This is a genomic window from Polynucleobacter sp. JS-Safj-400b-B2, from assembly GCF_018881975.1.
Taxonomy (GTDB): domain Bacteria; phylum Pseudomonadota; class Gammaproteobacteria; order Burkholderiales; family Burkholderiaceae; genus Polynucleobacter.
In genome coordinates this window covers 226635-239543 of the sequence record NZ_JACVPJ010000003.1, presented here as the reverse complement: position 1 = coordinate 239543, position 12909 = coordinate 226635, and the positions used below count along the sequence as shown (strand labels likewise).

Annotated in this window: 14 protein-coding genes; 13 read left to right on the top strand and 1 reads right to left on the bottom strand. The window is 46.9% G+C overall.

Going from position 1 to position 12909, the window contains the following annotated elements; all coding sequences use genetic code 11:
* Positions 1–47 precede the first annotated feature (47 nt).
* The 12 genes from gatC to ICN48_RS04955 all read left to right on the top strand — a co-directional run bounded on the left by gatC (position 48) and on the right by ICN48_RS04955 (position 11399).
* Entirely contained in the window at positions 48–341 is a 294-nt protein-coding gene (gatC, locus tag ICN48_RS05010; RefSeq protein ID WP_216152607.1) for an Asp-tRNA(Asn)/Glu-tRNA(Gln) amidotransferase subunit GatC, read from the top strand.
* Positions 338–1855, top strand: coding sequence for an Asp-tRNA(Asn)/Glu-tRNA(Gln) amidotransferase subunit GatA (gatA, locus tag ICN48_RS05005; protein WP_216152606.1), 1518 nt, complete (start codon positions 338–340; stop codon positions 1853–1855). The genes gatC and gatA overlap by 4 nt, the downstream gene beginning before the upstream one ends.
* On the top strand, positions 1852–3324 hold the full coding sequence (gene gatB, locus ICN48_RS05000; protein ID WP_216152605.1) for an Asp-tRNA(Asn)/Glu-tRNA(Gln) amidotransferase subunit GatB: 1473 nt from the start codon (positions 1852–1854) through the stop codon (positions 3322–3324). The genes gatA and gatB overlap by 4 nt, the downstream gene beginning before the upstream one ends.
* Before the next feature lie 37 nt (positions 3325–3361).
* Positions 3362–4036 (top strand): DUF484 family protein, encoded by a 675-nt coding sequence (locus ICN48_RS04995; protein ID WP_216152604.1) that lies wholly within the window; start codon positions 3362–3364, stop codon positions 4034–4036.
* On the top strand, positions 4017–5018 hold the full coding sequence (locus ICN48_RS04990) for a tyrosine recombinase XerC (protein WP_216152603.1): 1002 nt from the start codon (positions 4017–4019) through the stop codon (positions 5016–5018). Before ICN48_RS04995 ends, ICN48_RS04990 begins: the two co-directional genes overlap by 20 nt.
* Before the next feature lie 69 nt (positions 5019–5087).
* On the top strand, positions 5088–6158 hold the full coding sequence (locus ICN48_RS04985) for a GTP-binding protein (protein WP_216152602.1): 1071 nt from the start codon (positions 5088–5090) through the stop codon (positions 6156–6158).
* Positions 6159–6390: 232 nt separating this feature from the next.
* Entirely contained in the window at positions 6391–6768 is a 378-nt protein-coding gene (gene dksA / locus ICN48_RS04980) for an RNA polymerase-binding protein DksA (RefSeq protein ID WP_216152691.1), read from the top strand.
* Positions 6769–6781: 13 nt separating this feature from the next.
* Entirely contained in the window at positions 6782–7684 is a 903-nt protein-coding gene (gene argB / locus ICN48_RS04975; protein WP_216152601.1) for an acetylglutamate kinase, read from the top strand.
* 14 nt (positions 7685–7698) lie between these two features.
* On the top strand, positions 7699–8349 hold the full coding sequence (slmA, locus tag ICN48_RS04970) for a nucleoid occlusion factor SlmA (RefSeq protein ID WP_216152600.1): 651 nt from the start codon (positions 7699–7701) through the stop codon (positions 8347–8349).
* On the top strand, positions 8346–9485 hold the full coding sequence (locus ICN48_RS04965) for a homoserine O-acetyltransferase (protein WP_216152599.1): 1140 nt from the start codon (positions 8346–8348) through the stop codon (positions 9483–9485). Before slmA ends, ICN48_RS04965 begins: the two co-directional genes overlap by 4 nt.
* Complete coding sequence (metW, locus tag ICN48_RS04960; RefSeq protein ID WP_216152598.1) at positions 9482–10075, top strand: methionine biosynthesis protein MetW; 594 nt, start codon at positions 9482–9484, stop codon at positions 10073–10075. The genes ICN48_RS04965 and metW overlap by 4 nt, the downstream gene beginning before the upstream one ends.
* Positions 10068–11399, top strand: a complete 1332-nt coding sequence (locus tag ICN48_RS04955; protein ID WP_216152597.1) for an MFS transporter — start codon at positions 10068–10070, stop codon at positions 11397–11399. Before metW ends, ICN48_RS04955 begins: the two co-directional genes overlap by 8 nt.
* A gap of 38 nt (positions 11400–11437) precedes the next feature.
* On the opposite strand, the gene ICN48_RS04950 is transcribed toward ICN48_RS04955, so the two are convergent.
* The gene (locus tag ICN48_RS04950) at positions 11438–12220 is read right to left on the bottom strand and encodes an exodeoxyribonuclease III (RefSeq protein WP_216152596.1); all 783 of its coding nucleotides are present in this window, start codon (positions 12218–12220) and stop codon (positions 11438–11440) included.
* Between the two features lie 8 nt (positions 12221–12228).
* Between ICN48_RS04950 and pyrE the strand changes: the two genes are divergently transcribed.
* Entirely contained in the window at positions 12229–12897 is a 669-nt protein-coding gene (pyrE, locus tag ICN48_RS04945; RefSeq protein ID WP_216152595.1) for an orotate phosphoribosyltransferase, read from the top strand.
* Positions 12898–12909: the final 12 nt, after the last annotated feature.

Sequence of the window (12909 nt, the reverse complement as noted above, 5' to 3'; positions counted from 1 at the left end):
AAATAGAAAGTGTTAATGAAAATATATAGGAATGATACTCTCGTCCCATGAAACTTGATGATGTCCAGCGCATTGCGCACCTATCTAGGCTTGAATTAAATCAGGCAGAAGCAGAAGCAGTTTTGCCTCAACTGCAGGCTATTTTTTCCTTGGTTGAGGAAATGCAGGCCGTTGATACAACTGGTCTTGAGCCTTTGGCACACCCAATCCTCTTTTTGCGTGATTTGGCTCAACCCATGCGTGTTGACCAGGTAACCGAGTCAGACCACCGCTCTGAAAACATGCAATCAGCCCCTGCGCAGCATGAGGGCTATTTCTTAGTGCCAAGGGTGATCGAATGAGTTGGCACAACACACCTATCGCCTTAATGGCAAAAGCGCTTGCTGCTAAAGAGGTCTCCAGCACCGAATTAACCCAGTATTTTTTAGACCGTATTGAGGCGGGAAAACAGTGGAATGCCTACCTTGATGTGAATGCTCACTTAAGTTTGGAGCAAGCATCTAAGGCAGATGAACTAATTTCTTCTGGTAAAGCTGGCAAATTGACTGGTATCCCAGTTGCGCACAAAGATGTGTTTGTAACCCGGGGTTGGAAGTCGACCGCAGCCTCCAAAATCTTATCTGGATATCAGAGTCCCTTTGATGCCACCGTGGTGGCCAATCTGGGGATTCCGGATGAAATTAATCCCCATGGCGCTGGCATGGTTTGTTTGGGTAAAACCAATATGGACGAGTTCGCGATGGGCTCCTCTAACGAAAACTCTGCCTTTGGGCCAGTCTTAAATCCCTGGAATGCCGCTCACGTAGCTGGCGGTTCCTCTGGAGGTTCGGCTGCAGCTGTTGCTGCAGGCTTGGCGCCGATTGCGACCGGCACCGATACAGGCGGCTCGATTCGTCAGCCAGCAGCGTTTTGTGGTTTAACTGGAATTAAGCCTAGTTATGGGCGCGTGTCACGCTACGGCATGATTGCCTACGCCTCCTCACTGGATCAAGCAGGTCCTATGGGCAAGACGGCTGAAGACTGCGCCTTGTTGTTATCTGCAATGTCTTCACATGATCCACGTGATTCCACCTCATTGACTGATTCAGGCGAAGACTATGGCCGCTACCTCAATCAGGATTGGAAAGAAGGTAATGCAAACCCTGCAAAACCATTAGAAGGTTTGCGCGTTGGCTTGCCAAAAGAATTTTTTGCTGAGGGTTTGGCCGTTGATGTTGCGAAGTCCGTTAATGAAGCGGCAAAGCTTTTAGAAAATCTAGGCGCAACATTAATTGAAGTAAGTTTGCCAAAGACCAAGCTATCTATTCCGGTGTATTACGTTTTAGCTCCAGCAGAAGCATCGAGCAATTTGAGTCGCTTTGATGGCGTACGTTATGGATATCGCGCTAATGAATATCGTGATCTCAATGATATGTATGCCAAGTCACGGACTGAAGGCTTTGGCTCAGAAGTGAAGCGTCGCATCATGATTGGTACTTATGTTCTGTGTCATGGTTACTACGACGCTTACTATCTTCAAGCGCAAAAAATTCGTCGCATTATTGCAGCGGATTTTCAGACGGCATTTAGTCAATGTGATGTCATCCTCGGCCCTGTAGCCCCAGATGTGGCATGGCGTTTAGGCGAGAAGTCAAAAGACCCGGTGCAAATGTATTTAGAAGATATTTATACGCTCTCAACAAACTTGGCGGGTTTACCGGCAATGAGTGTTCCGTGTGGCTTTAATACAAACAATTTACCTATTGGTATGCAATTGATTGGCAACTATTTTTCTGAGGCACGCTTATTGCAAGTAGCCCACCAATATCAGCAGGCCAGTGATTGGCATTTGCGCCCAGCAAGCGAGGTGGCATGATGCAATGGGAAGTCGTTATTGGTCTAGAGACCCACGCACAACTACAAACGCAGTCCAAAATTTTTAGTGGTGCAAGTACACGCTTTGGCGCGGAACCAAACACGCAAGCATGTGCAGTTGATTTAGCTTTGCCTGGCGTATTGCCGGTACTAAATCGCCAAGCCGTTGAACATGCGATTCGTTTTGGTTTGGCAGTCAATGCGAAGATTTCTCCAGCGAGCATCTTTGCCCGTAAGAACTATTTCTATCCTGATCTACCGAAGGGCTATCAAATTAGCCAGATGGATATTCCTGTCGTTGTTGGCGGGCATCTCGAGATCCTGGTGGGTGATGAGGTGAAGGTAGTTGAGCTCACACGCGCTCACATGGAAGAAGATGCTGGTAAGTCAGTCCATGAGGAGGGTTTTACGGGTCCTCATGGTGAGCCTTCTAGTGGAATCGATTTAAACCGTGCAGGCACACCACTTCTTGAGATCGTGACGGAACCGGTGATGCGCAGTGCTGCTGAAGCCGTTGCCTATGCCAAAGCATTGCATGGCTTAGTAGTATGGCTTGGAGTTTGTGACGGCAATATGCAAGAGGGATCTTTCCGCTGTGATGCGAACGTTTCGGTTCGCCCTCAGGGTCAGGCTGAATTTGGCACCCGTTGCGAAATCAAAAACTTGAACTCTTTCCGCTTTTTAGAGGAAGCCATTCAATATGAAGTGCGTCGTCAAATCGAACTCATTGAAGATGGTGGCACAGTCGTTCAGGAGACGCGTTTATATGACCCTGATCGCGGTGAGACACGCAGTATGCGTAGCAAAGAAGATGCTAACGACTATCGCTATTTTCCAGATCCCGATTTATTGCCAGTAGTGATCGATGCCGCATGGATTGCAGATGTGCGTAGCAAGATGCCTACACTGCCGGCCCAGTTGCGCGAGCGGTGGCAAAGCGAATTTGGTTTAAGCGCATACGATGTCCAGTTGCTTACGCAAGACCGCGATACAGCAAAAGTATTTGAAGAGTTATTGGCGATCTTAGGCAAGCCTCTAGCTAAAGCCGCAGCCAATTTAATTGCTGGTGAATTTGCCTCATCTGTAAATCGTGCTGGTATTACTACAGCAGATGCGCCATTGAAAGCTAGTCATTTGGCGCCTTTGCTGATGCGTGTAGCCGATGGCACCATCTCCAGTAAGATCGCGAAAGATATTTTTGCGATGCTTTGGGAGGACGCTATAGCAGGTAAGACTATCGGCACAGTTGATCAAGTCATTGACGCTAAAGGCTTGAAGCAAATCAGTGATAGCGGAGCAATTGAGGCCATCATCGATCAAGTCTTGGCAGCCAACCAGAAATCAGTCGAAGAATTCCGCTCAGGCAAAGAGAAAGCATTTAACGCGCTTGTTGGCCAGATCATGAAAGCCTCTCAAGGCAAGGCAAATCCTGGTCAGGTAAACGAGCTTTTGCGTAAAAAACTTAGCTAACTAAGTTTATAAAATTAGTAAATAAAGAAAGAAATACATGAGTGCAATTGATCCAAAGCAAGCCGAGCAAGAGGAGTTGGTTGCAGAGTGGTTGCGTGTAACCCCAGGCTTCTTTGAGCGCTACGCTGATCTTTTTAATGAGATTCGGATAAAGCATCCCCATGAAGACCGTGCGATTTCTTTGCAAGAACGTCAAATGACGGTATTGCGAACACAAAATCAAGAGCTCAATCGTCGCTTAAGTGAGATGCTGCACTTTGGTAGCCGTAACGATAAAACCCAACAAAGTTTGGTTGCTTGGTTGTTACGTTTAATGAAGGCTAACAATAAACTTGATGTGGAAGAGGCTATTGCCGCGGGTTTGGCTGAAGTATTTGAGGTAGAGTCTGCGCAATTACTATCGCCTAACGCGGTATTTGGTCCTTGGGTGGATACACCTCTATGTGGCTCCGCTAAAGAGTTAGCTGCTGCCAGTGTAGACTTGCTAGCAAGCCAAACAACTATTAATCCTGAGTGGCAAAGCATGGTGGCTATTGGCTTACCCTTAGGTAAGAGCATTGGCGTCACTCAATCTCCAGCTGTATTGCTATTGGCCAGCAAGGACGAGTCGCGTTTTACAGCCGATATGGGCGCTTTCTACTTGCGTCAGATTGCCGAATTAACTGCCGCAGCTTTGGATCGTATCCAGGCTTATGAAACTAAAGGCGACTGATCTCGATCCACTCATGCAAGAGTATTTGCATGAGCTACATGTATTGCGTCAACTCTCGCCGCATACACTCAAAGCGTACGCCATGGATTTGAGCGACCTCCAAAATTTTGCCCTTGAAGATTCCATTGAGCTATTAAAAGTTAGCAATGGTCATGTACGTCGTTGGGCTGGGCGCCTTCATTCCAAAGGCCAATCCTCAAGAAGTATTGCGAGAGCACTCTCTGCATGGCGTGGCTGGTATAACTGGCTTACTGAAAAAGACGCCAGGCGCGATGCCCGTGCCGGCAAGGTAACCAGCAATTTAATTGCCAATCCGGTTGACGACGTCAAGGCACCCAAGCGTCTGAAGTCTTTACCTAAGGCCTTATCCGTTGAACAGGCGCTTTCCTTGGTAAACCAAGCAGTCAAAGAGGCCGAAGAAAAAAAGGATTTGGAGTCGATCCGAGATGCAGCAATTATTGATTTGCTGTATTCCTCGGGCTTGCGTCTATCAGAGCTCCTTGGGATCGATGTGATGCAAAGCAAAGATCGCCAACATGAATCTGCTGGCTGGCTAGATTGGGATGCTGCTGAAGTAACCGTTTTGGGTAAGGGTGGTAAACGCCGCTCTGTCCCAGTTGGCATACCTGCGATGAAATTACTGGCCGCATGGCGAGAGTTGCGTGATGCCCTAAGTTACACAGAAGAATCCAACGCCTTGTTTTTATCGGCAACTGGCAAGCGCCTATCACCCCGCACCGTACAAGCAAGATTACGTACTTTGGCCATGCGCGCTGGCCTTCCTACCCATGTACACCCTCATATGATGCGCCATAGCTTTGCGAGCCATGTGCTGCAATCTTCCCAAGATTTGCGTGCCGTCCAGGAGATGTTGGGGCATGCCAGCATCGCCAGCACCCAGATTTATACCTCCTTGGATTTCCAGCACCTTGCTCAGGCGTACGATAAAGCGCATCCACGCGCAAAGGCTGGCAAAGACTGAGGAACTCGGTAAGATAGAAGGTTTCCCGCTTTGGGAACCGATGGCTTTTAGATTTTGATTGGATCATCCATGGCATTAATTCCGGTAACGATTTTGACGGGCTTCTTAGGAAGCGGCAAAACCACTTTGCTTAAACACATTCTGACTGAGGAGCATGGTAAAAAAATTGCCGTCATCGAGAATGAATTCGGTGAAGAAAATATTGATAACGACATCTTGGTACAAGACAACCAAGAGAATATTGTGCAAATGAGCAATGGCTGCATTTGCTGCACCATTCGCGGCGACCTTGTAGATGCTTTAAATGAGCTCTGGGAGCAGCGTAAAGATAAAAAGATTAGCTTTGACCGCGTCGTCATTGAAACCACAGGCGTAGCCAATCCTGGCCCAGTTGCTCAGACATTCTTTATGGATGATGATGTGGCAGACCATTATGTCTTAGACGCGGTGGTAACCTTGGTGGACGCCAAGCATGGTCAGCAGCAGCTTAATGAGCACGAAGAGGCTCAACGCCAGGTTGGTTTTGCGGATCAAATTTTTATTACTAAGACTGATTTGGTGGCCCCGGCCGAAGTAGATGCTTTGCGCAATCGCCTGATGCATATGAATCCGAGGGCTCCTATTGCAGGGATTTTCAAGGGTGTTGTGCCTTTGAGTGCTGTTTTGGACCTTAAGGGCTTTAACTTAAATGCGAAGCTCGATATTGATCCACATTTCTTAGAGCAGGATGACCACGATCATGCCAATTGCGGCCATGACCATAGTCATGACCATGATCACAGTACCTGCGGGCACGACCATAGTCATGATCACGAACACCATCACCATGGGCATGCCGGCCATACAGACCGCATCCAATCCTTTGTTTTTCGTAGTGATAAACCCTTTGACCACAAAAAACTGGAAGACTTCCTTGGAGGCATTCTGGAGGTCTTTGGGGAGAAGATGCTGCGCTACAAAGGCGTGCTCTATGTGAAGGGAAGTAACCGAAAAGTGGTATTCCAGGGCGTTCATCAGATGATGGGCAGCGATTTAGCCGGTCCATGGGGTGCTGAGCATAAGCAAACCCGGATGGTCTTTATAGGCATCGATTTGCCTAAAGACACCCTATTGGCTGGGCTTGAGGGATGTTTGGCTTAGCTAGATTCGGGTACAATCCGCCGCCACGGCCCATATTGATGAATATTAAAGAATATTAATAAGGGGGCCGTAAAAGTTTGGCAGAATGAGGCAATAATGCTTCAAACCAAGGAAGAATGAAATGACGGTAAAAACAGCAACAAAACCAGCAACCGCTCCAAAAGCTAGTAGCAAGGCTGCAAGCGCTAAGGTTGCAAAAGGTGCTCCATTAACTGAAGCGGAATTACTCAAGATGTCCGACAAGGACTACATGAATTCTGCCCAGTTAGATTTTTTCCGTCAAAAATTACTTACACTCAAAAATGACATTCTGAAAAATGCTTCTGAGACTACAGAGCATTTACGTGAAAATATTTTGGTGCCTGATCCTGCTGATCGTGCAACGATTGAAGAAGAGCATGCATTGGAATTACGCACACGTGATCGCGAGCGCAAGTTGCTCAAAAAAGTAGAGCAAGCATTGGCTCGTATTGAATCTGGTGATTACGGTTGGTGTGAAGAAACTGGTGAGCCAATCGGCTTGAACCGTTTAATTGCAAGGCCTACAGCCAATTTATCTCTTGAAGCTCAAGAGCGTCGCGAACTCCGTCAAAAATTATTTGGCGAATAAATTTTAAGTGGCAATGACTAAGCATTTACCAACTATTAGTGATATTTCTCCTCTATTGAAGGCGGAGATTCTGGCCGAGGCTTTACCTTACATCCGCGCGTATCACGGCAAAACGATTGTGATTAAGTACGGCGGAAACGCAATGGTTGAAGAGCGCTTGAAAGAGTCTTTTGCGCGCGATGTCATTTTGTTGAAGTTAGTTGGCATGAACCCGGTAGTAGTTCATGGCGGTGGGCCGCAGATTGACGAGGCTCTCAAGAAAATTGGCAAGACCGGTAACTTTATTCAAGGTATGCGCGTAACCGATGAAGAAACCATGGAAGTGGTGGAGTGGGTTCTCGGTGGTGAGGTCCAGCAAGATATAGTGATGTTGATTAACCACTTTGGTGGCCAAGCTGTTGGCTTGACAGGTAAAGACGGTGGGCTGATTCATGCCAAGAAAATGATGATTCCTAGCGACACAGAGCCGGACAAGATGGTTGATATCGGTTTTGTTGGTGAGATCGAGGCAATTAATCCTGCGGTGGTAAAAGCTTTGCAAGACGACGCCTTTATTCCGGTGATTTCCCCTATTGGCTTTAGTGCAGAAGGTCAGGCCTACAACATCAATGCGGATTTAGTGGCCGGCAAGATGGCTGAAATCCTCCACGCAGAGAAGTTAGTCATGATGACTAATATTCCAGGTGTGATGGATAAAGATGGCAAGTTGATCACAGATTTAACTGCGCGAGAAATTGACGCACTATTTGCTGACGGCACTATTTCCGGTGGCATGTTGCCTAAGATTTCTTCTGCATTAGATGCTGCTAAGAGCGGTGTCAATTCAGTGCACATCATCGATGGCCGTATTGAGCATTCTTTATTGTTAGAAATTTTGACCGAGCAAGCATTCGGTACGATGATTCGCTCTAGATAAGTAGGCAAATAAGCATGCGCGAATCCTTAGAGCCAGCAAAAATCAATGAAAGCAAGGCTGATGCTGGCACAGCTCGTAAGCGCCCTCGCCCAGGTGAGCGCCGCTTACAGATTCTGCAAGTGCTTGCTGTGATGCTGCAAAACCCTAAGGGTGAGCGTGTTACTACGGCGGCTTTAGCTGCCAAGATTGAAGTATCAGAGGCAGCCCTATATCGTCATTTTGCTAGTAAAGCGCAGATGTTTGAAGGCCTCATTTCTTTTATTGAACAAACTGTTTTTGGATTGATTAATCAAATCAATCAAAAGGAAGAGTCTGGCCTAGCCCAAGCTCGTGGCATTTTGCAAATGCTCTTGTTCTTTGCTGAGAAGAACCCTGGTATGACTCGCGTTTTATTAGGCGACGCTTTATTGCAAGAAGATGATCGCTTGCAAGAGCGTATTACTCAAGTGCTAGATCGTGTTGAAGCATCTCTAAAGCAAGCTCTGCGTATTGCCCAAACTCAGGGTGGCAACTGGGGGCAGCTGGGTCAAGAAGAGGTCAGTATCCGTGCTGCCATGTTGATGAGTTTTGTTTTGGGTCGTTGGCATCGCTTTGCCCGTAGCGGCTTTAAGAAATTGCCAACTGAAGCCTCCGATGTTAGTTTGCGCCTTCTCTTGTCAGAATGAGCGAGCTACACCTCTCTAGAAACACCATCCATTTTGCCGAGCCCCTGCCTTTGCAGAGTGGCGCTATGTTGTCTGGCTACGATTTAGTGATTGAAACTTACGGCAAGCTTAATGCTGATAAAAGTAATGCAGTACTTGTTTGTCATGCTCTGAATGCATCTCATCACGTAGCCGGCCCAAGTCCAGAAAATCCAGAAGATATTGGTTGGTGGGACAACATGATTGGCCCAGGTAAGCCAGTAGATACCGATCATTTTTTTGTCATTGGCGTAAATAATTTGGGCTCTTGTTTTGGCTCAACTGGGCCGATGAGTATCAATCCAGCAACCGGCAAGCCATATGGCGCAGATTTTCCTGTTGTCACGGTTGAGGACTGGGTTAATACTCAAGCCCGTCTGGCCGATAAGCTGGGCATAAGGAAGTTTGCTGCGGTGATGGGTGGAAGCTTAGGCGGAATGCAGGCCATGGCTTGGGCCATTCAGTTTCCAAAGCGCATAGACCATTGCGTAGTTGTGGCATCCACTCCAAGATTAAGTGCGCAAAATATTGCTTTTAATGAAGTGGCGCGAAACGCGATTTTGTCTGATCCTGATTTTCATGGCGGTAACTACTATGAGCACGGTGTTGTGCCAAAACACGGTTTGCGTTTAGCCCGTATGGTTGGTCACATTACCTATCTGTCTGATGACGACATGGCTGAAAAATTTGGGCGTGACTTACAGCGCCCTAACGGTGAATCTAATGACTACCGTTTTAGTTTTGATGTCGAATTTGAGGTTGAAAGTTATTTGCGTCATCAAGGCGATAAATTTTCAACCTACTTTGATGCCAATACCTATTTACTCATTACACGCGCACTAGATTATTTCGATCCTGCGCGTCGTTATGATGGCAGCCTGAATCGTGCTCTAGCAGATGTTCGGTCTAAGTTTTTGGTTGTCAGCTTTTCAACCGATTGGCGCTTTCCGCCTGATCGTAGTCGCGAGATTGTGCAGTCTTTGCTAAGCAATAAGAGTGAAGTAACGTATGCAGAGATTGATGCGCCGCATGGGCATGATGCATTCTTGTTGGATGATGAGCGGTACCATAATCTCGTTAGAGCTTACTTTAAGCAAATGCGTGAGGCTCAAGCATGAGTAATTTCACTAAGCGCGCTGACTTTGCTGCCATAGCTAATTGGATTGCACCAAATACGCAGGTATTAGATTTGGGCTGTGGTGATGGTAGCTTTTTAGAGTTTTTGCAGAAATTAAAGCCTGTTCATGCTTATGGCGTTGAGATTGATGATTCACGTGTACTCTCTTGCGTGCAAAAGGGCTTGAATGTCATTCAGCAAAATTTAGAGGGCGGCCTAGCACTTTTTGAAGACAATAGTTTTGATACGGTTGTGCTCTCACAAACTTTGCAAACTATTCATCAAACAGAAAAGATTTTGCGTGAAGTGGTTCGTGTGGGAAAGGAATCAGTCATCTCCTTTCCAAACTTTGGGCACTGGTCCCATCGCTTAGCTGTTGGCCTTGGACGCATGCCAGTGTCTAAGAGTCTGCCTTACCAGTGGTACAACACACCAAACGTTCGCGTGCTTACCGTCGCCGACTTTGAGAAGTTGGCATCAAGCCTTGGCCTGAAGGTGGTTGATCAATGCATATTGCATGAGGGTCGACAAGTAACTTTGCTGCCAAATCTCTTTGGCAGCCTCGCATTGTTCCGCATCCGTCGTGCCTAATAAACAACTTAATGTAGTGAAGTCCTGGCTTCAAGATTTTCGTATTTATCTCGAATGGCCTTGCTTACGCATGTTGTTCTTGGGTTTCTCAGCAGGGCTTCCTTTATTGCTTATTCTTGGCACTCTCAGTTTTTGGTTGCGTGAGGCTGGTATTGATCGCAGCACCATTGGCTACTTAACTTGGGTGGGTTTGATCTACGCTTTTAAGTGGGTTTGGGCACCCCTCTTAGATCGCTTGCAAATACCCTTGTTAACTAAGTTATTTGGCCGCCGCCGCAGCTGGTTGCTCTTTGCCCAAGCCCTCATCATTCTAGGGCTTGTTGGCATGTCGACTATAGATCCTAAGCTTGCACTCAACTCTATTGTTTGGTGTGCGCTATTGGTGGCTTTTGGATCTGCGACTCAAGATATCGCCCTAGATGCATTTCGTATTGAGTCGGCTAAGAGCGATCATCAAGCAGCCTTGGCGGCCACTTATCAAACGGGCTATCGATTGGCATTGATATGGGCTGGTGCTGGAGTTCTCTGGCTTGCCGCTAGGGCAGAAACAGGTAGCGGCTACGATGCAAGTGCATGGCAATTTGCCTATCTCTGTATGGCAGCCTCTATTGGCGTGGGTGTTATTACCACCCTCTTGAGCAAGGAGCCAGCAAGATATGAATTGGCTAAAGTACGTACCGCCAAGGCATGGCTGTACCAAACCTTAGTTGAGCCATTTGCTGAATTTATTACACGTTATCGCTGGCACGCCGTATTGATTTTGTCTTTAATTGGAATCTATCGTATTAGCGATGTGGTGATGGGCATCATGGCTAATCCGTTTTATGTCGATATGGGTTACACCAAGGATGAGGTAGCCGCTGTCAGCAAGGTCTTTGGAGTGGTGATGACCTTGGTAGGCGCATTTGTTGGTGGCGTTCTCACACTTCGTTTTGGCGTTTTACGAATACTATTTGTGGGCGCGGTACTCTCGGCCGTTAGTAATATATTGTTTGCGTGGTTAGCAACCCAGGGTCATGACCTGCATGGTTTGATTTGGGTAATATCTGCAGATAACTTAAGCTCGGGCATTGCCAGTGCAGCCTTTATTGCTTTCTTATCCTCATTAACCAATATTCGTTACTCAGCAACTCAGTACGCTTTGTTTAGTTCGATGATGCTGCTTTTACCTAAATGGTTAGCAGGCTTCTCTGGCGTATTTGTTGATAACTTTGGATACCAAGCATTCTTCTACGGCACCGCCATTATTGGCGCTCCAGTCCTACTTCTTATTTGGGCGACGATTCATTTCAAGATCGTGCAGACCAAAAAAGAGGGGGAGTAAAAGTGGAGTAATGGGTGAGTAAATTCCCCTGTTACTTGTTAAATCTTCCAGTCGTAATCTACGGTAAGTGGTGCATGGTCTGAGAATTTCTCCTCCTTGTACACCGCAGTTTTCTTGGCTGTAGCAGCAATGCCAGGGGTAGTGATGTGATAGTCAATACGCCAGCCAACATTCTTTGCATGCGCCTGGCCTCGATTGCTCCACCAGGTGTAGCAAGTTTCAGTTGCTTCTGGTTCGAGCTGACGATAAATATCCACGTAACCTACTTTGCTAAAGAGATTGGTAAGCCATGCGCGCTCTTCAGGTAAAAAACCAGAATTCTTAAGATTACCCTTCCAATTCTTTAGGTCAATTTCTTGATGGGCAATATTGACGTCACCACAAAGAACAATTTCACGACCAGACTTTTTTAGGGAAACGAGATGCGGGAGGAAGCTATCGAGATAGCGGTATTTAGCCTCTTGCCGCTCTGGCGAGCTTGAGCCCGAGGGCATGTAGACAGAAATAACGGAAAGCCCTTTAAAACGCGCCTCTACATAGCGCCCTTCTGCATCAAACTCTTCATTGCCATAGCCGTATAAGACCTCATCAGGTTTATGAGGGGTATAGATGCCACAACCGCTATAGCCCTTTTTTTCAGCATGATGGAAAAAGCCATGCATGCCATCAGGATTGAGGATGGCATCCTCCAGATCATCGTGCTGAGCTTTGAGCTCTTGCATGCAAATAAAGTCCGCTTTTTGCTTCACAGCCCATGGCAGAAAGCCCTTTTTGACTGCAGAGCGGATACCGTTGAGGTTCGCGGAAATGATGCGTAACATATAGGCCTATGAGCTCAAATAATTCAAATCAAGATAACTTTATTCGTTTTGCCTTAGAGGCAAAGGTTTTGTCCTTCGGGGAGTTTAAAACCAAAGCAGGAAGACTCTCACCTTATTTTTTTAATGCTGGTGAATTTAATGATGGTGCACGTTTGAGCGCATTAGGCCGTTACTATGCCAAAGCCTTGCAAGAGTCGGGCATACAGTTCGATATGCTTTATGGCCCAGCATACAAGGGCATTACATTGGCGGCTGCTACGGCTATCGCCTTGGCAGATAACGGTATCAATGTGCCTTATGCCTACAACCGCAAAGAAGCCAAAGACCATGGTGAAGGCGGCATGCTAGTTGGCGCACCTGTCAAAGGCCGAGTAGTCATCATTGATGATGTGATTTCAGCGGGTACTTCAGTAAGAGAATCGGTTGATCTGATTCGTGGTGCTGGCGCAGAGCCGGCCGCCGTCCTTATTGCCCTGGATCGTATGGAGCGCTCAGGTAATGCGATTGATATTGGAGATAAGTCTGCCGTGCAGGCAGTGGAGCAAGAGTTTGGTTTGCCAGTCATTGCGATTGCCAACTTAGCTGGTTTGATGTCATTCTTGACAGCGTCAAGCGATGCCCAACTCACAAATTATTTGCCTGCGGTGAAAGCCTATCGTGATAAATACGGAATTTAAGAGCAATAGCTT